The organism is Xanthomonas sp. JAI131, from assembly GCF_013410075.1.
Classification (GTDB): Bacteria; Pseudomonadota; Gammaproteobacteria; order Xanthomonadales; family Xanthomonadaceae; genus Xanthomonas_A; species Xanthomonas_A bonasiae.
Genome location: NZ_JACCCN010000001.1, coordinates 1,019,516 through 1,037,373, shown reverse-complemented (window position 1 = coordinate 1,037,373; position 17,858 = coordinate 1,019,516). Strand labels below are relative to the sequence as shown.

19 protein-coding genes are annotated in these 17,858 nt (G+C 66.7%); 13 read left to right on the top strand and 6 right to left on the bottom strand.

Annotated features, from left to right (window positions below; genetic code table 11):
- Positions 1-301: 301 nt before the first annotated feature.
- The 3 genes from HDC36_RS04260 to HDC36_RS04250 all read left to right on the top strand — a co-directional run bounded on the left by HDC36_RS04260 (position 302) and on the right by HDC36_RS04250 (position 1,606).
- Positions 302-757 (top strand): hypothetical protein, encoded by a 456-nt coding sequence (locus tag HDC36_RS04260; RefSeq protein ID WP_179564706.1) that lies wholly within the window; start codon positions 302-304, stop codon positions 755-757.
- A gap of 93 nt (positions 758-850) precedes the next feature.
- Positions 851-1,123 carry a hypothetical protein gene (locus tag HDC36_RS04255; RefSeq protein WP_179564704.1) on the top strand — a complete coding sequence of 91 codons (273 nt, stop codon included), beginning with the start codon at positions 851-853 and terminating at the stop codon, positions 1,121-1,123.
- 84 nt (positions 1,124-1,207) lie between these two features.
- A complete protein-coding gene (locus HDC36_RS04250; RefSeq protein WP_179564702.1) occupies positions 1,208-1,606 on the top strand; it encodes a DUF4124 domain-containing protein in 399 nt (132 codons plus the stop codon).
- Positions 1,607-1,640: 34 nt separating this feature from the next.
- On the opposite strand, the gene HDC36_RS04245 is transcribed toward HDC36_RS04250, so the two are convergent.
- Positions 1,641-1,994, bottom strand: a complete 354-nt coding sequence (locus HDC36_RS04245; protein ID WP_179564700.1) for a hypothetical protein — start codon at positions 1,992-1,994, stop codon at positions 1,641-1,643.
- Between the two features lie 635 nt (positions 1,995-2,629).
- Here HDC36_RS04245 and HDC36_RS04240 point away from each other — a divergent pair.
- Both HDC36_RS04240 and HDC36_RS04235 read left to right on the top strand, forming a co-directional pair.
- Positions 2,630-3,331, top strand: a complete 702-nt coding sequence (locus HDC36_RS04240) for an alpha/beta hydrolase (protein WP_343204314.1) — start codon at positions 2,630-2,632, stop codon at positions 3,329-3,331.
- A gap of 75 nt (positions 3,332-3,406) precedes the next feature.
- Positions 3,407-4,363: an AraC family transcriptional regulator gene (locus tag HDC36_RS04235; RefSeq protein WP_179564698.1), complete on the top strand. Its 957-nt coding sequence runs from the start codon at positions 3,407-3,409 to the stop codon at positions 4,361-4,363.
- A 186-nt stretch (positions 4,364-4,549) separates the two neighbouring features.
- Here the strand turns inward: HDC36_RS04235 and HDC36_RS04230 are convergent, their stop codons facing one another.
- The 3 genes from HDC36_RS04230 to HDC36_RS04220 form a co-directional block, all read right to left on the bottom strand.
- Positions 4,550-5,161 carry a TetR/AcrR family transcriptional regulator gene (locus HDC36_RS04230; protein ID WP_179564696.1) on the bottom strand — a complete coding sequence of 204 codons (612 nt, stop codon included), beginning with the start codon at positions 5,159-5,161 and terminating at the stop codon, positions 4,550-4,552.
- Between the two features lie 143 nt (positions 5,162-5,304).
- Complete coding sequence (locus HDC36_RS04225; protein WP_179564694.1) at positions 5,305-6,705, bottom strand: ATP-binding protein; 1,401 nt, start codon at positions 6,703-6,705, stop codon at positions 5,305-5,307.
- Positions 6,705-7,370, bottom strand: a complete 666-nt coding sequence (locus HDC36_RS04220; protein ID WP_179565611.1) for a response regulator transcription factor — start codon at positions 7,368-7,370, stop codon at positions 6,705-6,707. The genes HDC36_RS04225 and HDC36_RS04220 overlap by 1 nt, the downstream gene beginning before the upstream one ends.
- Positions 7,371-7,845: 475 nt before the next feature.
- Here HDC36_RS04220 and HDC36_RS04215 point away from each other — a divergent pair, with 475 nt between their 5' ends.
- The 8 genes from HDC36_RS04215 (at position 7,846) to HDC36_RS04180 (ending at position 16,612) form a co-directional block, all read left to right on the top strand.
- A complete protein-coding gene (locus tag HDC36_RS04215; protein WP_218847989.1) occupies positions 7,846-9,378 on the top strand; it encodes an MFS transporter in 1,533 nt (510 codons plus the stop codon).
- A 53-nt stretch (positions 9,379-9,431) separates the two neighbouring features.
- The gene (locus HDC36_RS04210) at positions 9,432-10,217 is read left to right on the top strand and encodes a MipA/OmpV family protein (RefSeq protein ID WP_179564692.1); all 786 of its coding nucleotides are present in this window, start codon (positions 9,432-9,434) and stop codon (positions 10,215-10,217) included.
- A gap of 79 nt (positions 10,218-10,296) precedes the next feature.
- Positions 10,297-11,415 carry an SDR family oxidoreductase gene (locus tag HDC36_RS04205; protein ID WP_179564690.1) on the top strand — a complete coding sequence of 373 codons (1,119 nt, stop codon included), beginning with the start codon at positions 10,297-10,299 and terminating at the stop codon, positions 11,413-11,415.
- A 209-nt stretch (positions 11,416-11,624) separates the two neighbouring features.
- Complete coding sequence (locus HDC36_RS04200) at positions 11,625-13,001, top strand: MFS transporter (RefSeq protein WP_179564688.1); 1,377 nt, start codon at positions 11,625-11,627, stop codon at positions 12,999-13,001.
- 149 nt (positions 13,002-13,150) lie between these two features.
- The gene (locus HDC36_RS04195) at positions 13,151-14,107 is read left to right on the top strand and encodes an SDR family oxidoreductase (RefSeq protein ID WP_179564686.1); all 957 of its coding nucleotides are present in this window, start codon (positions 13,151-13,153) and stop codon (positions 14,105-14,107) included.
- 151 nt (positions 14,108-14,258) lie between these two features.
- Entirely contained in the window at positions 14,259-14,618 is a 360-nt protein-coding gene (locus HDC36_RS04190) for a hypothetical protein (RefSeq protein WP_179564684.1), read from the top strand.
- 103 nt (positions 14,619-14,721) lie between these two features.
- Positions 14,722-14,967 (top strand): hypothetical protein, encoded by a 246-nt coding sequence (locus HDC36_RS04185; RefSeq protein WP_179564682.1) that lies wholly within the window; start codon positions 14,722-14,724, stop codon positions 14,965-14,967.
- Between the two features lie 61 nt (positions 14,968-15,028).
- The gene (locus HDC36_RS04180; protein ID WP_255432582.1) at positions 15,029-16,612 is read left to right on the top strand and encodes an FAD-dependent oxidoreductase; all 1,584 of its coding nucleotides are present in this window, start codon (positions 15,029-15,031) and stop codon (positions 16,610-16,612) included.
- Here HDC36_RS04180 and HDC36_RS04175 read toward each other — a convergent pair.
- The gene (locus tag HDC36_RS04175; RefSeq protein WP_179564680.1) at positions 16,609-17,085 is read right to left on the bottom strand and encodes a MarR family transcriptional regulator; all 477 of its coding nucleotides are present in this window, start codon (positions 17,083-17,085) and stop codon (positions 16,609-16,611) included. The two genes, HDC36_RS04180 and HDC36_RS04175, sit on opposite strands and share 4 nt — an antisense overlap.
- A gap of 62 nt (positions 17,086-17,147) precedes the next feature.
- The gene (locus HDC36_RS04170) at positions 17,148-17,855 is read right to left on the bottom strand and encodes a TraX family protein (RefSeq protein WP_179564678.1); all 708 of its coding nucleotides are present in this window, start codon (positions 17,853-17,855) and stop codon (positions 17,148-17,150) included.
- Positions 17,856-17,858: the final 3 nt, after the last annotated feature.

The following is a 17,858-nucleotide window of genomic DNA, read 5'->3' as shown; positions in this document are numbered from 1 at the left end:
GGGCCATTTTCACCGAACGCTCCCGAATTTCTGGCGAGGGGAGGGGGCTTGCTCGCCCTGCTCATCGCTCCATCTTCTCAAGAAAATGGAGTCTCAGAATTACCGGGGTGCTTCAAAGTCCTCAATTGCACTACCTTGCCGCAATTCCGCCCGAGGCGCCCGGAACAGGCGACTGAACCTCACGCAGGTATGCCGGGCTGCACACCAACCTTGTCCGCAATGCCGCCCTCATGTCGCGGAGGCAACCATGATGAGATGACCAGTTCGATGCCGCCCTTCTAGCTGAACAAAGGAGAACGCCATGGATGCTGCGCCATTTTTTCCAAAACGGATCGCCATCGGCACAGCACTGCTTGCCATGTTCATTGCCTTTGTTGCTGGACGATCTATTTCACATGGCACGCCAGATTGGGCACTGGTACTCACAGCCAGCCTAATCGGCAGCCTGCTGATCATTAAGTGGTCCGCCCCCAGAATTCCCTTGTATCAGGCAGGGGAGGTTACCTATGTCGCCACGGGGTGGCCGCGCGCCGCGCCCGAGCCTGATGCCAGGACGTACAACACACGTGAGGCCGGGCTCGTCGACGGTGGTGGCGCGGGTGCGAGCGCAAGCTCGCAGAGCGGCGCCACCGGTGGCGAGCCAACCCGTTCCGGTGGCGTCGTCGTGCGCAAGGCAACCAGGGCGCTCGGCACGTTCACTGAGAACAAGCCCTACGAGACCGCCACGTACACGCCGGCGACCACGCTGGAAATTTAATTTCGTGACGCGTCACTTATAACGAACGACATTAGGCATTCGTGACGCGTCACTATAATATATCACTATCGACAGGCAGTATGGAGTTGCGTGATGCGTGACGAAAAAGACTCGGGCACCATGGAGATGCCGCTGCCACGTCGGCGCGGCCGACCTCCTGTCGGCGATGTTGCTATGACCCCTGCGCAGCGTGCGCGCGAATATCGCTGGCGCCGCAAGGATGCGAGGGATGCTGCCTACCGCAAGGAAGTTTCCGACGCCGCGATGATCGATGCGTTGCGCGATGCCATGGCGAAAGGTGATGCGGATTACGCGCTTGACCTGTTGGCGGATCTGCGCGCTCGCGTCCAGGCGTCTAAAGCATGATCGTAACGCTTCACGAAAATACTACGGTTTGTCTAAGTCCTCTCGATGCCTCTTCGATATGATCCGCCCATAAGGGGAGGGATCATGGCCGTTCGGGTATTTCTTGTAGTTTTGGTTGCGGTCGCTGCGCCCGCGCACGCGCAACAGGTCTATAAGTGCGTCAGCGGCAAGGCTGTCACCTATCAGTCGGCGCCGTGCGTCTCTGGCTCCGCGGTGAAGTCCTGGGATGCCGCACCCGTTCCCGAGCCTTCCAACGCCGAATTGTGGCGCCGCTACCGCATGCAGCAAGAGCTAGACCAGCGCTATGCGGCGCAGCATTCCAGCAGTCGCGCTTATGGTGCGAGTGTTTCGGGTTCGCAATCGGGCAGTGCCTGCGAGGCCGCCAAGCGCCAGCGCGACGCTGTCTACAAAGCGGCCGGGCTGAAACGCTCTTTTGAGCTGTCCAGTCGCATGGATGGCCAGGTGCACGACGCCTGCAAGTAGACCGGGTGCAGGGGCACGCCCCTGCATAGACGCTCTATCCTGCGATCGATCCGAAGTGACGTCCTCGCCAGCTTGCCAGATCCACGACAACGACTTTCACCATCGACTGCTGACGCGCCTTCCTGGCGAGGTTCCGATTTCGTGCCGCGTCACGTAAGTCCGTGGCATCTGCGCGCCATAGCAGGCCGCGCAGCCGGCGTTCGGGGATGTGTTCGCCGGACGGCGCGACCAGGTCCCGTCCGGCGAGACACCAGCCAGCCCAGGGGCCGTGCAGATCCACGTGGTTGTCGATGACGTGCCGCGCGTGGGCCTGGGCGCACGGATTCGGGCAGGGCTGGTCGGCAGCACAGCAAGGCGGCCGCCGGTCCATGTTGTAGCTGTCGCTCATGCTGCGAGTTCCGTTTCGCGAGGGGAGCGCCTGGGCAAGCAAGACTTGATCCATAGCCAGATCCAGCGCACCCGGACCCGTAGTGCATTTCGCATAATGTATATTATGTTAAATATGGTTGCGCCGTGGGTGTCTCAAGCCATACCAACTCCAACTGATTGGAGCGCGACGGAAAACAGCGAACCGTTCGTGCCCAGCGCCGCCGCCCGTCGGATGCGAACCTCCCTGCCCTTGATAGCACCATTGGCTGGCGCTGCTGCCCACTGCCCAGTTGTCCTGGGAGGTCCATGCGCTCCTGGCGCCCCATCGGATTCTGTCGCTGGATGATCCCGCTGCCGGCGCAGCGCCAGATGGACGGCGTGCCGGGGCGAAGATCGCCGAAGCTGCAGGCAGCCAAGCGCTCTATGCCTCCCGACCTCAGACCGTCGTGGATCTGATCAAACAGGCAGCGCAAGGTTCGAAGTGGCTCAGCACAAAGAATGGATACCTCCGGGTGTCCATTCTCCCCTGGTCCCCGCGCACGCCGGTACAAGGACGTGGCCCGTTCGTTCAACCGTTGTCTCGATTATTCGCGACCGGCTCTCCATGCCTGCGCCAGCATGGCGCCTCGTCAAAAACTCACTTCGGAGGCTGCTGTGGAACTGAAAGACGCATTGATTTCCATCGTTCTCGTCCACGGCGGATTCGTGGACGCATCGGGCTGGCGGGGTGTCTACGAGGAGCTGACCAGGGACGGCTACCACGTCAGCGTGGTCCAGAACCCGACAACGTCCCTGGCGGACGATGTGGCGGCTACCCGCCGGGCCATCTCGGCAATCGACGGACGCGTGGTCTTGGTTGGCCACTCTTACGGTGGCGTTGTCATTACCGAGGCAGGTAACGACCCCAAGGTCGCGGGCCTGGTCTATGTCGCTGCATTCGCGCCCGATGCGGGCGAGTCGGTGTCCTCGCTGATCGCCAATCCTCCCCCTGGCGCTCCGGTGCCGCCGATCCTGCCCCCAAACGAGGGATTGCTCCTGCTGGACCGGTCGAAGTTCGCTGGCGCGTTCGCCGCTGATCTGGACCCCGCGCTGGCACAGTTCATGGCCGACTCCCAGCTGCCCTGGGGCGTGAACGCCCTGACAGGCGCGATCGGCACGCCCGCATGGAAAAGCAAGCCCAGCTACTACCTCGTGGCCACGGAAGATCACATGATCCCGGTCCCTGCCCAGCGCTCGATGGCAGAGCGCGTGGGCGCGACGGTTGCGGAGGTCCCCGGAAGCCACTCCGTGTACGTCTCCAAGCCCAGGGAAGTCGCCGCGCTGATTCGCCGTGCGGCCGAGGAGGTTTCCAAGTAGGCCGGGATGACGCGATCACGGCGGCGGCGCATACTCGCGCCGCCGCCGTGCTCTGCTGGCCCTCCGAGGAACCTCATGAGCCTCGATACTGCACACCTAGAGAGAAAGCCTTCCGGCCTCCGGGTCGTTCCCGACTCTCTCCATTTGCGCGATGCCGCCGTGCTCCCTGCAGGTGCCACCTGCAAGTCGGGCATGGGATTTGTAGAGCTGGTCGGCAGCCGGGCGGACGTAGGGATCAGTGAATCCGTTTGCAACGACGCGTTCATGATCGCGGTCCAGCTCAAGGACTGCCCGGATTTCGACTTATTTGTGGATGAGCGGGCGCACCGCCACCGTGGCTTCGTGACCGGCAGTGTCGCGATCTACGACCTTCGCGCCAATCTGGTCTACGACCTGCGCGCGCCGAGGTCGGCGCGGTCTGCCGAATCGTTTCATGCGATCGATTTCTACCTGCCTCGAAAATCGCTCGACTCCCTAACCGACGACATGGGGTGCGGCCGAATCGATGAGCTCAGGCACGAGCCCGCGAAAGTGCTCGCGGATCAGGTTTCGGGCAACCTCTTGAGGGCTGTTCAGCCCACGCTGGCAGCACCGGCCGAAGAGCGCAACGGCCTGTTCGTCGACCACGTGGCAATGGCGCTTGCCACACATGTCGTGCACGCCTATGGCGGAGTCCGGTCGCTGCCACGATCGGCGTTTGGGCGCCTGGCCCCCTGGCAGGAACGGGCGGCGAAGGAATATCTTGCCGCAAATCTCAGCGGCAACATCGCGTTGAGCGACCTGGCAACGATCTGTGAATTGTCGGTCCGACAATTCACGCGGGCCTTTCGCGTGTCCACGGGCATGTCCGCCCATGCTTGGCTGCGGCAGGCGCGAATAGAGAAGGCAAAGAGCCTGCTCGTCGCTCGCAACTCGGTGCTTGCTGACATCGCGTTCCACTGCGGTTTCGCCGATCAAAGCCATTTCACCCGGGTCTTCCAGCGAAACGTCGGCATAGGCCCCGGCGCCTGGCGCCGCATGTATCGACGCTAGCTTCTCCCCTGGGGAATGACCTCGCGTTCAATGGGCCGACTGAGCGACGTCGGCTTTCGGCCAGAAGCTGACATGACGATCGCCACCGCAGCGAGCCCAATCGGGGGCGCCCACCTCACGGCTAACCGGTTTGAGGTACGCACCGATCACGGGGCCAGAGGCAGCGGATCCGATCCCAGTGCGCCGTCAAAGTACGGACTTCAGGGTATCAAAGGCGTCGCGCAAGAACTTGGCGGCCGACCTTCGCTGGCCGCTCTGTTCCCGCCACGCCTGAAGCGCGATCTTCATCGCGCCGATGGACACCATGGCCACCATCCGAAGCGCCGCGCGGCGTTCGGGCTGTCGCCAGACCTCGCACAGTGCGTTGAACAGCGCCTGTTCCTGTTCCGCGTAATGTGCCTGCTTGCGCGCAAGCAGCGATTCGCTCGACAGCATGAGCTTGTCGACCGCGATCATCTGCTCGGTCGTGTATCGCGCGATGTGCTTGACCATCACGTCGCGGACCGCGTCGAGCGGAGGCACGTCGGGCGACGTCTTCAGCAGGCTGGCGATCAGGCTGACGCTGTCAGCGTCCAGCCAGAAGAATATGATGTCGTCCTTGGACTTGAAGTACGAGAAGAAGGTGCGGCGCGAGATGCCGGCCTCCGCTGCGATCGCGTCCAGTGTCGTGCTGTCGTAGCCCTTGCTGAGGAACAGGCGCTGGCCGATCTCGGCGATGCGCTGCTGCGTTTGGCGGCGCTTGCGTTCCCGCAAGCCTTCTGTGGGCACAATGCCCGAGCGGGAAAGGAGTTCCGACATCGTGAATGGCGCCTACCGATTATGCGCTCAGCTTACCAGAGCGTGGCCACCGGGAAGCCCTCGGCAAGCCACTTGGCACGATCCTGCGACGGTTGCGATGCCGCTGGCCGGGCCCGCGTTCTCGCGTGCTGCCCTCGTACGCGCTACCGGCCACGGTCGGCGTGGGAACCTCTTGCAGCGAGAGCAGGCAACCGGATCTCGACGCCAAAGCCGCGGCCGTCGAGCCCCGCACCACAGCGCAGCCGCCCGCCATGCGAGGCGACAACGCGCTCGACCAGCGACAGACCCATGCCGATGCCCTGTGCGCGATGGCCGGTGCCGGCGCGGTAGAACCGTTCGAAGACCCGCTCGTGCTCGCCCTCGGCGATACCCGGGCCATCGTCGGCAACGGTCAGGATCGCCACCGGCGCGCGCTCCTCGTCCTCGACTCGGGTTTCCAGTCGCACGCGCGTGCCCGGCCCTCCGTGTCGCAAGGCGTTGTCGAGCAGGTTGCGGACCAGGATTCCCAGGTCGTCGATGTCGCCATGCACCGGCGCGTGCCCGCCTTCGACCTCGATCGACTGGCCAGCACGCAGCGCGAACAGTTGGAACTCGTCGGCGACCATTCCTGCGACCAGCGCCAGATCGACGTCCGCCGCGCGCACGCTGCCGCCACCGCCCTCCACCCGCGCGGCATCGAGCAGTTGCTGCGCCAGCCGCGAGGTGCGCTCGATCCCGGCGACCAGATGGTCGAGCGCCTCGCGCGCTTCGTCGCGGTCGCCGGCGTGCTGCAGCACCTGCGCCTGGGTCAGCAACGCCGCCAGTGGCGTGCGCAGTTCGTGCGCGGCCTCGTCGAGGAACTGGCGCTCGTGCTGCAGCGCCTGCTCCAGCCGCGCCATCAGCTGGTTGAACGAGCGCACCAGCGGCATGAACTCGTCCGGCAGTCCGTGTTCCGGCAGCGGCGTCAGGTCCAGCGGCGCGCGCGTGGCGAGCGACTGGCTGATCTGCACCACCGGCCGCAACGACCAGTGGATCACCAGCCAGATCGCGATGCCGATGCACAGCAGCAGCAGCAGCGCGCTGCCGAGGCTGGTGCCGAACCACCGCCGCAGCTCCGCCCGCAGCGCCGCCTGCGGCAGGCCGACCTGCACCTGCACCCGCGCGTCGGCGTCGCTGAGCGCGAACACGCGCCAGGGCGCGCCGGCGATGGTCGCCTCCGAGAAACCGTCGGCGAAGTCCGGCACCATCGCATGCGCCGGCGCCGGCCGCGACGACATCAGCCGCCGCCCGGTGCCCCGCTCCCAGACCTGGAACCCCAGCGCGGCGAACTTGCCGCTGGCCCGCGTCGTTTCGCCGCCCAGCGCGAACTGCCGCTGCTGGCCCGCGGTCGCGATGTCCGCGGGCAACGAATACAGGATCTGTTCGGCAACATTGCGCAACATGCCATCGACCTCGCCGCCCTGCCGCGCCGTCATCTCCAGGTACTGCATCAGAAACCAGCCGCCCCAGGTGGCGAGCAGCACCGCCGCCAGCGCCACGAGCAGTCGCGTACGCAGTGCGCGCATCAGTCTTCGCCCCCGGCACGGTAGCCGAAACCGAGCTCGGTCAACACCACCTCGTCGCCGAGCTTGCGCCGCAACTGGTGCACGTACACCGCGACCGTGTTGCTGCCGATCTCTGCGTCGCCGCCGTAGAGCCGATCTCGCAGCTGATCGCGGCTGAGTACGCGGCCGCGCGACTGCAGCAGCGCCACCAGGATGCTGTATTCGCTCGCGCTCAGGCTCACCCGCTTGCCGCCCCGGGTCACCGTCCGCGCGGCCGGATCGACCTCGACATCGCGCCAGCGCAGCACTGGCGTCACCGCGCCGCGGCTGCGGCGCAGCACCGCGCGCAGCCGAGCCAGCATCTCGTCGCGCTGGAACGGTTTGACGATGTAGTCGTCGGCGCCGGCGTCCAGCCCGCGGACCCGGTCGCTGAGTTGATCGCGCGCGGTGATGATCAGCACCGGCGTCGGGTCATAGCGGCTGCGCATCGTCGCCAGCACTTCCAACCCGGAGCCGCCGGGCAGCCCGAGGTCGAGCAGCACCGCGACGAAGGCATGGTCGACCAAGGCGGCACGCGCGGATGTCGCGTCCTCGCAATGGACCACGCGCCAGCCTTCCTGGCCAAGCGCGGCAGTCAGCGCACGGCCGAGCATGTGGTCGTCTTCGACGAGAAGGAGTGCATCCATAGCGGCGGGCAGAAGAGAAAGCGATCGGCGATGGTCCGCTGCCGGCATTAATACCGGATTAAACGCCGCCGTCAAAACCCGCCGGGTCCCTCGCCCGCCGTGGCAGGTCCCCCGCGCGCTGCGACAGCGCCTGCATGGCGCCTTAAACGCAAATTAATCGCGCCCGCAGAAGTTGGCGGCGCTCGCTCCCGCCGATGCATGGATGCATTGCATCCGATCCCTTTCACCTCCCCCGCAAGGCACAGACCATGGCCCACTGGACAGCGACCGGCATTCCCTCTCGACGCGCGCTCTCCGCGGTCGGCATCGACACCGCAAGCCGCGCTCCCATCGCACGCCCGCTTTCACGATGGCGCACCTTTCTCGCCGCGCCTGGCGCGCTGCCGCCTTCCGCGTGCGCTGCGGGTGGCCCGATCGCGCGGGGCCAGCCCGAGCCGGACGGGAGCACTGCGTGGCCCACTCGGCTTCGCACCCGATGCCCAGCGCGCCATCCGCCTTTGGACCTTCCGCGAACAGCTCAGCCGTGCGCGCTCTCCGTCGCGCCTTGCCGGATGAATTGCCAACGCACGCCCCTGCGGCGCGCACCGAACCAGGATTCCCACGCATGAATCGAACCACGACACCGGCGCCGCATCGCCCGAGCCCGTTGCAGGCCCTGTTCAATCTCCGCCGCGAGGAGGCCGGACCGGTACTCGTCGCATCCCTGTTCTTCTTCTGCGTACTGACGGCACTGATGCTGCTGCGCCCGGCCCGCGACGCGCTGGGCATGGAGCGCGGTATCGAAGGCATCCGCTGGCTGTTCATCGGCACCGCGGTGGTGACGCTGGCGGTGAACCCGTTGTTCGGCTGGCTGGTCGCCCGTCTGCGGCGACTGCAGTTCATCGCCGCCACCTACGGGTTCTTCGTGCTGAGCCTGGTGGGCTTCTGGGCGCTGCTGTCGTTCGCGCCCGGCGCGATCGGGCAGCGCAGCGGGCAGGTGTTCTACGTCTGGTTCAGCGTGTTCAACCTGTTCGTCACCATGGTGTTCTGGGCGCTGCTGGCCGACCGTTTCAGCCTCGACCAGGGCAAGCGATTGTTCGCCCTGATCTCGGTGGGCGGCACTCTCGGCGCGATCTTCGGGCCCTGGCTGACCTCGCGGCTGGCCGAGCCGCTGGGCACGCCGAGCCTGCTGCTGGTCGCGTGCGGATTCCTGCTGTTGGCCCTGGCCGCGGCCTGGTTGCTGGTGCGCGTTGCGCCCGACAGGACGGGCACCGAGGCACCTGGCGCCGATGTCGGATCGGCAACCGAGGCCGGACCTATCGGCGGCAGCGCCTGGGCGGGCGTGCGCGCCGTGCTCCGGTCGCGCTACCTGACCGGCATCGCCGGCTACATCATGCTGATGACCGTACTGGCGACCTGCATCTACTTCACCCGCCTGCAGATGGTCGCGGCTGCGGCGGACGGCCTGGACGCGCGCGCGGCGATCATGGGCAACATCGACATGTGGACGCAGGTCGCGGTGCTGGTGCTGCAGTTCACCCTCACCGGGAAGATCATCCAGCGCTTCGGCCTGGGTGTGACGCTGGCGATCCTGCCGGTCGCGACCGCGCTCGGCTTCATCGGGCTGGCGATCTACGGCTCGTTCGCGGCGCTGATCCTGCTCGAGGCCGCCAACCGCGCCGTGCAGCGTGGCATCACCCGACCGGCGCGCGAAGCGCTGTTCACCGTGGTCAGCCGCGAGGAGAAATACAAGGCCAAGGCCTTCGTCGACACCTTCATGTACCGCGTCGGCGATGTCGTCGGCGCGCAGGCCGAAGGCGTGCTCGGGCGATTGGGCCTGGCCATGGGCGGACTGGTGGGCGCGGTCGTCCCACTGGCGCTGGCATGGGCCGCGCTGGGCATCTGGCTGGGCCGCGCGCAAGCCCGACGCAGCACGCCGCCGGCAGACGCCGCGTCTGCGCCTTCCGGAGGCGCGCACCAAGACCCTCCCCCTTCTGCAGCGCATACCGCCGCTTCCTCCGCGCGCTAGCGCGCATCGAACGAGCCCCACCCACCCATCACCACGGCAGCCACGGAATGAACATGACAACACGCAACCTCGTAAAGCTCGCCCTTCTCGCGCTTCCCGCCACCGCGCTCGGCCAGCAGCCCCCGCCCGCCTCCGGCGCATGGTCCATCGGTGCCGGCGCTGCGGCCATCGACAGCCCGTATGCCGGCGAAGGGACGCGGGTACGCCCGTTCCCCCTGGTCGGCTACGAGGGAGAACGCGTATTCCTGCGTGGCGTCTCCGGCGGCGTGCACGTGTACAAGTCCGACGGGTTCACGCTCGATGCGCTGCTGTCCGCCCGGCTCGACGGGTTCGACATCGGCGATCTCGGGCGGACCGAGCTTCTCGCCAACGGCGTGAATCCCGCCCTGCTGAGCGATCGCGACGACGGCATCGATGCCGGCTTTCGCGCCAGCGTCGGCTCGACGTGGGGCGCGATCTCGCTCGAGGCCGTCCACGACATTTCCGATACCAGCGACGGCTACCAGATCTCCCTGGACTACCGGTACACGTGGCTGTTCGACCGCAGCACGCTCACCACCAACGCGGGCGCGAGCTGGATGTCGTCGCATCTGGCCGACTACTACTTCGGAATCCTCGACGAGGAAGTCGCGCGCGGCGTCGCCGCGTACGCGCCGGGATCGGCGCTGGTCCCGCGCGTCGGGCTGACCCTGATGCAGCCGATCGGGACGACCAAGTGGCAACTGCTCGGATCGGTCGAGTATCGGTTCCTGCCAAGCGAGCTCAGCGACAGCCCGTTGCTGGAACCTGGACGCAACGGAATCGGCCGCGTGGTGCTCGGACTGAGCAGGCGCTTCTGATCCAGCGCCATACGCAATGCCGCTATCGCAACCAAGCGACTCGCCCCCCTGCTCCCCCATCACCTTTAGGAAGACGATCATGACCAATTGGACAGTTCGCACGATTTTCTCTCGACGTCGGCGCCCGGCGCTGGCCGCTGGAACTGGCAGCCACAGCACCCAAGATCGGCGTGCCGCCCGCCATGGATGGCGGAACCGGCTCGCCGCCCTCAGCGTGCTGCTGAGCTGCGCTTTCTCGACAGGCAGCGCGCTTGCGCAGGACCCGCCGAAGCCCGATTGGGGCCTGGCCGACATTCCGTCGCAGAAAGGCCACATCTTCCTGATCACCGGGGGCACCAGCGGCATGGGATACGAAGATGCCCAGGCCCTGGCCGCTGCGGGCGCCCAGGTGGTGATCGCGGCGCGCAACCCGCAGCGGGGCCAGGAAGCGATCGATCGGATCAAGCAGCGGACGCCCGACGCCCAGGTGCGGTTCGAAGCCGTCGACCTGGCCGACCTGTCCTCGGTTCGCGCGTTGGCGAGACGTCTGGGCACCACCCTGCCCCGGCTCGACGGCCTGATCAACAACGCCGCCATCATGGCGCCGCCGGAGCGCGGCACGTCGGCGGATGGCTTTGAGATGCAGTTCGCCACCAACTACGCGGGGCATTTCGTGCTGACCGCCGAGCTGTTGCCGCTGCTGCGCAAGTCCCAGTCCCCCCGCGTGGTCACGGTATCCAGCATCGCAGCGCAACGCGGCCGCATCAATTTCGACGACCTCCAGTTCAAACAGGCCTATGACCCGATGGGCGCCTACGCCCAGTCCAAGCTGGCGTGCCTGATGTTCGCCTTCGAGCTGCAGCGGCACAGCGAGGCCGAAGGCTGGGGCATCCGCAGCATCGCCGCCCACCCCGGCGTGGCGGTGACCGAACTGGTGGCACGCGGCCCGGGCCTGGACAGCGCACAGGGCCGCCAGTGGTCCAGCAACCGCGAGCACTTCCAGACCGCCGCCCAGGGCGCGGTACCCACCCTGTACGCCGCCACCGCGGCCGAAGCGCAAGGCGGAGCCTACTACGGCCCGACCGGCCCGAACGAACTGGCCGGCCCGCTCGGCCTGGCCGCCGTTCCCGCCGCAGCCAGCGATGCGACGGTGGCGGCCTACCTGTGGACGATCAGCGAAGAACTCACCGGCACGCGCTTTCCCACGCGCGCCCGGTGATCCCGTCGGCCACCGTCCGGCGCGAGGCATCCCGACGCCCGCACAGGAGAAGGTCGCAGGCGCTGCCCAGGCGTTCTGCGATCTCTGTGCGCAGGCCCCGCCCGCCGTTTCGCGCCCCCCTTCCTGTGAGCATCCGGCATGGCCGCCGTGTGCCTGACTGCACCGATCGAGCGCTCGCGTCCCAGACGCCGGCGCGCCCGGGAACCACCATGAGCCGGACCGACATCTCCGCCCAGCGCCCGCCTCTGTGGGAGGCAGTGTTCAACCTCCGTCGCGACGAGTTCGCGACGGTCGTGATCGCGTCGCTGTTCTTCTTCTTCGTGCTGACCGCCCTGATGGTGTTGCGGCCCGCGCGCGACGCCCTGGGCATGGAGCATGAGATCGAAGGCGTGCGCCGGCTGATCGCCGTCACCGCGGTATTGACGCTGGCGGCGAACCCGCTGTTCGGCTGGCTGGTCAGCCGCCTGCGCCGGCTGCAGTTCATCGGCGCGACCTACGGCTTGCTCGCACTGGCCCTGGTGGGCTTCTGGGGCCTGATGACGTTCGCGCCCGCTGCGGTACGCCATGGCGCCGGCCAGGTGTTCTACGTCTGGTTCAACGTGTTCAACCTGTTCGTCACCATGGTGTTCTGGGCGCTGCTGACCGAACGCTTCACCAGCGACCAGGGCAGGCGCCTCTTCGCCCTGATCTCGATCGGCGGCACGCTCGGCGCGATCTTCGGCCCATGGCTCGCCTCGCGGCTGGCCGAGCCGCTGGGCACGTCCAGCCTGTTGCTGGTCGCCAGCGGCTTCCTGCTGCTGGGCATGCTGACCGCCTGGCTGCTGCTGCGCATCGTGCCCGACCGCGCGGCCGACACCGGCCTGGCCGCGTCGCTGCGCGCGGACGACGCCGCACGCATCGGCGGCAGCGCCTGGGCCGGCATCGGCCTGGTGCTCCGCTCGCCCTATCTGGCCTGCATCGCCGGCTACGTGATGCTGATGGCGGTGATGGTGACCTTCGGGTACTTCACCCGCCTGCAGATGGTCGCGGCGATGGTCGACGGCATCGACGCGCGCGCGGCGATCCTGGGCAAGATGGACATGTGGGCGCACGTCGCCGCGCTGGCGCTGCAGCTCACCCTGGCCGGACGGATCATCAAGCGCTTCGGCCTGGGCGTCACGCTGGCGATCCTGCCTGTGGCCACCGCAGCCGGTTTCATTGGATTGGCGATCTACGGTTCGTTCGCGGCATTGGTGCTGCTGGAGGCCGCGACCCACGCAGTGCAACGTGGCATCACCCAACCGGCGCGCGAGACGCTGTTCACCGTGGTCGACCGCGAAGGCAAGTACAAGGCCAAGGCGCTCGTCGACACCTTCATCCACCGCGCAGGCGATGTGGTTGGAGCCCAGGCCGAGGGCGCGCTGGGTCGGCTCGGGCTGGCGATGGGGGGCCTGGCCGGCGTGGTCGTGCCGCTGGCGCTGGCGTGGCTGGCGCTGGGCCTTTGGTTGGGCCACGCACAGGCGCGGCGCGCGGCGCCGCCGCTGGCGCGCGGCAGCCCGCCGCCAACCGGCGCCACGAACAGTCGTCCCGTCCGACCCGTCGCGTAGTTCCCGCGCCCTCCGCTGGTTTGGCGCTGCTGTCCCTGGAGAGTCCATGACGTGCGAACGAGTCGTTGCAAAGCGCGCCCGGATACTCATATTATGCACTGAGTGCAATTTTTAATGCACTTGGCGCAACCACTCTAAAGGCAACCACCATGGCCCACTGGAAAGCTACCGACATACCCTCTCAACGCGGTCGCATAGCGGTCGTCACTGGCACGGGCGGACTCGGGTTCGAGGATGCATTGGCGCTGTCGCGTGCCGGTGCGCACGTCATCATTGCCGGCAGAAGCCCGTCGAAAGGGGCGATCGCGGTCGACCGGATTCGCAAGCGCGTTCCCGACGCGGATGTCCGGTTCGAAGCACTGGACCTCGCCAGTCTCGCTTCCATCGAAGCGTTCGGAGAGCGGCTGCGCTCTTCGATCGACTGCCTCGATCTGCTGATCAACAACGCCGGTGTGATGGCGCCTCCGAAGCGGCAGGTGACGGCCGACGGGTTCGAATTGCAGTTCGGTACGAACCACCTGGGCCACTTCGCCCTGACAGCGCAGCTGCTTGGGTTGCTGCGCCGGGGCAGGCAGTCACGCGTGGTCACGCTGTCAAGCGTCGCCGCGCGTGGCGGTGCAATCAACTTCCACGATCTGCAGTCCGAGCGCGACTACGTACCGATGACCGCCTATAGCCAGTCGAAGCTGGCCTGCCTGATGTTCGCGCTCGAATTGCAACGCCGCAGCGATGCGGCTGGCTGGGGGATCCGGGGCGTGGCGGCTCATCCAGGCATTTCGCGCACCGATCTGTTGCCCAATGGTGCGGGCGCAGGGAGCACTGCCGGCCTGGTCCGTCGCTTCCTGTGGTTCCTGTTCCAGCCGGCCGCGCAAGGCGCGTTGCCCACGCTCCTCGCCGCGACGTCGCCACAGGTCCAGGGCGGCACCTACTACGGCCCGGACAAGCTAAGCGAGACGCGAGGCTACCCTGCCGCCGCCAAGGTGCCTGCGCAAGCGCTGGACCTGGGCGACGCCGAAAGGCTGTGGCGCGAGTCGGAACGACTGACGGGCGCGGTTTTCCCTGCCGCCCACGCCCAGGATTCCAGCGTGGCGTACATCGGGAAATGATCGCAACCACCGCCACCGCCAGCCCTGTACCGGATTCATTCCCGGCGCGGAGCCACCTGGTCGCCCACGCCAATGGGCCGTGCGCCGACGCGCATGGCCGCTGTCGCCGGCGAGAAGCCGCTCGCCGCACCGATCATCAGGAGCAAGCACCATGCACAAGTACATCGTCTATGCAGCCTACGGCTGGCTCGCCCTGAGCGGGGCACTGCACTTCATCGTCGACGTGGCATCCCAGTATCTACGCGGGAAACGCGAACCCGGCTTGGAAACGACGCTGTACTACGGGCTGAACTCCGCCTTTTCCCTAGGGCAGCTTGCCTTCGGGCTGCTCGGGGTCTTCCTGGCCTGGCGGGCCATGGACCTGGTGAGCGCGACACCCGTGCTGATCCTGTCGATCGCGGCGGCGCTTGGATGGCTCGCAATCACGTTCATGTTCATGGAGTACTGGGAGCCCAAGCTCAACGCTGGAGTTTTCCTTGCGCTGCTGGTTGTCGTCTTCGTCACCCGGTGATATCGCGGCTCGCACCGGTCCAGAGCGGATCCTCCATTCCTGTCGCACGATCAGAACGTGTCCCTCGCCGTCCACCCATAGGCAAAAAATAGGAGGTCCCGTCATGAAGCACGGCATCGTTCGTCAAGTCGCCAATCTCGCGCTCCAGCTCGACAACGACCCGGAGCACGTTTATCGCTGGATAACCGAAGAGCAGATTCCAGCCCTCGATGATCGAAGGCCGATCGAACTCATCTGGGAAGATAAAGGCGAGCTCGTGCTTTCCTTTCTGTCTGATCTCATCGGCAGGAACGTGCCATCCCGAGCGTTCGCGCCGTCCCGCGCCGGACCGCTGGACGAACATCGCTAGCTGCCGTTACCCATCCCGGAGCGCGCGACCGGCAGTGGCGCCATCGCCTGCTCGATGACGCATGGGATTCAGACACAATCATGTGTATCTTGCACTCTTCTCGAAAGAGGCATACGCTGCCGCCCAATTGAGTGCATTTTGCACATATGGAGGCGGTATGAACGACAGTCAGCCACTGGACGTGTTGATCTGCGGCGCTGGCGCCGCGGGCCTGACCCTGGCCTTGGAGCTGGCGCGGCGCGGGGTCGGCTTTTGCCTGATCGACAAGATCGACGAGCCGTTCGGCGGGTCCCGCGGCAAGGGCATCCAGCCACGGACGCTGGAGATCTTCGAGGACCTGGGGATCGCCAATCGGCTCGCCGCGGTGGGCGGTCCCTACCCGCCTGAGCGGAAGTACGGCGAGGACGGCAGAGAGTACGTCGCTGCTGCCGAACAAGCCCCGCCAGCGCGGCCCTCCGAGCCGTACACGCTGCCGTTGATGGTGCCGCAGTTCCTGACCGAGCGCGTCCTGCGCGAGCGGCTGGCCGAATTCGGGCATGCCCCTAGCTACGGGTGCGAACTGGTGGATGTGCTGCAGGACGCCGACGGCGTGACCGCCCAAGTGGTCGACGCTGCTGGCACGCATCGCATTCGCGCGCGCTTCCTGGTCGCGACCGACGGCGGGCGCAGCTTCGTGCGGCACGCGCTGGCGGTCGATTTTCCCGGCAAGACGCTGGGGGTTCGCGCCATCGTTGCCGACGTCGCCTTGGGCGGTCTGGATCGGGCTTGCTGGCACCGCTTCAACGAAGCGTCCATGCAGCGCCACGTCTCGCTGTGCCCGCTTGCCGGCACCGATCTGTTCCAGGTGCAGGCGCCGATTCCGCTGGAGGGCGAAGTCGACCTGTCCGCTGCCGGCATCGATGCCATGATCGCGGAGCGTACCGGGCGCACGGATATCCGCATCCACCAGGTCTTCTGGGCATCCGCCTATGCGATGAACGCCCGCCTGGCCGATCGCTATCGCGTCGGCCGCATCTTCCTGGCCGGCGATGCTGCCCACATCCATCCGCCGACTGGCGGACAAGGCCTCAACACCAGCGTGCAGGACGCCTACAACCTGGGCTGGAAGCTGGCCGCGGTGATCGCCGGCGCCGCCGACGCGTTGCTGGACAGTTACGAGCAAGAGCGGCGCCCTATCGCCGCGGGCATGCTCGGCCTGTCGGTCAAGCTGCTGGGCGCGGCCAAGCAAGGCGACATGCGCCGGGGCCGCGAGACCCAACAGCTGGACCTGTACTACGACGCTTCGGTCCTGGTGCAACCGGCCATGTCTTCTTCCAGGATCGCCTCCGGAACGCGTGCGCCCGATGCGCCGCTGCTAGGTGCGGCAGGCCAGATGACGCGCCTGTTCGAGCTGTTCAAGGGGCCGCACTGGACGCTGCTGGGCTACGGAATCGAACACGCGGCACTGCCGGCCCGTCGCGGTGTGCAGGCGTATACCGTTGGCGAGCGCGGCGACGTGCGCGACATTGGCGGGCATGTCGCCGAGGCCTACGGGCTGTCGCCGGGCGATGTGGTACTGGTGCGGCCGGATGGCTATGTCGGCATGACCGCGCAGGTCGGCGAACGGCATGCGCTCGCCGATTACCTGGCGGCGCTCGGCCTCTAGTCTGCGGGCAGCTTGCCTTTGATGTCGTCGGCGAACTTGCACATGAGCCGGACCAGTTCCTCGACATCCCGATCCTCCCAGTCGGCGAAGACCGAGACGCCGATCCGCTTGCGCGCCTCGTCGACACGGTCCGTCATCGCCTTGCCCTTGTCGGTGACGACGGCCTCGCGGATGCGGCGGTCGCTGGCGCTTTCGCGGCGGTTGACCAGGCCGTGGCCTTCCAGCTTGGCCACCTGGCGGCTGACGGTGGTGTAGTCGCGCCCCACGCGATCGGCCAGCTCGACGACCCCGATCGGTCCAAGCCGTTCCACCAGCACCAGCAGCGGGAACAGGGCGCGTTCCAGGGAGATTCCCGCTTCCCGAATCATCGCCTCGTCGCGCTGCGGCCTGTTCATGACGCCGACGATCTCGAGCAACGCCCCGTGCAGATCGCGGAATCGATCGTTGCGCTGTGCCTGTTTCGCCTTCTTCATCGACCCTGAATCAGCTTTCTTCGATGCGTGCATGCTACACCCATGCACCTGGGAACGAGGTCTCAGGCGGCATGCACGGCCAGCGTTCGCGCCAGCACCGCCAGCACCGCCAGATGCCCCACGTAGTAGATGTAGAACGCCCAGCGCGTCCGTGGAATGGGGAAATCGCGGTTCGCCAGCAGCACCACCATCGGCAATGCCAGCAAGGCCCAGCCGTTGCCGTTCCACCAGCACAGCGGTCCGAACGCCACGACGAGTACGGCGATGCGCGCATAACGGTGTTCAATCACGTCGCGCAAGCCGCGCCGGCGCGCGCCCTGGCGTGGCGCGTGCGGCATCGCGCGCAAACGGAACACCCACCAGGCGGCCAGTACCAGGATCAGTCCGGCCCAGTTGTAGTCCACCAACGGCGGCGCCGCCAGGACGCACATGCCGAGCAAGGTCCATTGCCGTCGCTGGATACTCCAGATCACCGCCGCCGCCAGGGCGAAGCTCAGCAGCACGTTGAACGGCATCCAGTAGCCGAACGCCAGTCCGTACGCCGGCTGGGCCAGGATTCCCCACAGCAGCAGCCTGCGCACGGACTTGAGCAGGTCGGCGCCAGGCTGGGCCAGGTTGTAGGCCATGACCAGGGCGAACAGCGGGAACGCGACGCGACCGAGTTCGGACACGATCGGGATATAGCCGTGGACCAGCACCTTCGCTGCGTGATCGCCGGTCATCAGCAGCAAGGCGATCCATTTCAACAGTTCGCGGGCACTGCTGGTCATCGT

What these genes read in the sequence shown, in the direction of transcription:
- HDC36_RS04260 (WP_179564706.1), top strand. Translation starts at nt 302, where the DNA reads ATGGATGCTGCGCCATTTTTTCCAAAACGGATCGCCATCGGCACAGCA.
- HDC36_RS04255 (WP_179564704.1), top strand. Translation starts at nt 851, where the DNA reads ATGCGTGACGAAAAAGACTCGGGCACCATGGAGATGCCGCTGCCACGT.
- HDC36_RS04250 (WP_179564702.1), top strand. Translation starts at nt 1,208, where the DNA reads ATGGCCGTTCGGGTATTTCTTGTAGTTTTGGTTGCGGTCGCTGCGCCC.
- HDC36_RS04245 (WP_179564700.1), bottom strand. Translation starts at nt 1,994, where the DNA reads ATGAGCGACAGCTACAACATGGACCGGCGGCCGCCTTGCTGTGCTGCC.
- HDC36_RS04235 (WP_179564698.1), top strand. Translation starts at nt 3,407, where the DNA reads ATGAGCCTCGATACTGCACACCTAGAGAGAAAGCCTTCCGGCCTCCGG.
- HDC36_RS04230 (WP_179564696.1), bottom strand. Translation starts at nt 5,161, where the DNA reads ATGTCGGAACTCCTTTCCCGCTCGGGCATTGTGCCCACAGAAGGCTTG.
- HDC36_RS04225 (WP_179564694.1), bottom strand. Translation starts at nt 6,705, where the DNA reads ATGCGCGCACTGCGTACGCGACTGCTCGTGGCGCTGGCGGCGGTGCTG.
- HDC36_RS04220 (WP_179565611.1), bottom strand. Translation starts at nt 7,370, where the DNA reads ATGGATGCACTCCTTCTCGTCGAAGACGACCACATGCTCGGCCGTGCG.
- HDC36_RS04215 (WP_218847989.1), top strand. Translation starts at nt 7,846, where the DNA reads ATGCCCAGCGCGCCATCCGCCTTTGGACCTTCCGCGAACAGCTCAGCC.
- HDC36_RS04210 (WP_179564692.1), top strand. Translation starts at nt 9,432, where the DNA reads ATGACAACACGCAACCTCGTAAAGCTCGCCCTTCTCGCGCTTCCCGCC.
- HDC36_RS04205 (WP_179564690.1), top strand. Translation starts at nt 10,297, where the DNA reads ATGACCAATTGGACAGTTCGCACGATTTTCTCTCGACGTCGGCGCCCG.
- HDC36_RS04200 (WP_179564688.1), top strand. Translation starts at nt 11,625, where the DNA reads ATGAGCCGGACCGACATCTCCGCCCAGCGCCCGCCTCTGTGGGAGGCA.
- HDC36_RS04195 (WP_179564686.1), top strand. Translation starts at nt 13,151, where the DNA reads ATGGCCCACTGGAAAGCTACCGACATACCCTCTCAACGCGGTCGCATA.
- HDC36_RS04190 (WP_179564684.1), top strand. Translation starts at nt 14,259, where the DNA reads ATGCACAAGTACATCGTCTATGCAGCCTACGGCTGGCTCGCCCTGAGC.
- HDC36_RS04185 (WP_179564682.1), top strand. Translation starts at nt 14,722, where the DNA reads ATGAAGCACGGCATCGTTCGTCAAGTCGCCAATCTCGCGCTCCAGCTC.
- HDC36_RS04180 (WP_255432582.1), top strand. Translation starts at nt 15,029, where the DNA reads ATGGGATTCAGACACAATCATGTGTATCTTGCACTCTTCTCGAAAGAG.
- HDC36_RS04175 (WP_179564680.1), bottom strand. Translation starts at nt 17,085, where the DNA reads ATGAAGAAGGCGAAACAGGCACAGCGCAACGATCGATTCCGCGATCTG.
- HDC36_RS04170 (WP_179564678.1), bottom strand. Translation starts at nt 17,855, where the DNA reads ATGACCAGCAGTGCCCGCGAACTGTTGAAATGGATCGCCTTGCTGCTG.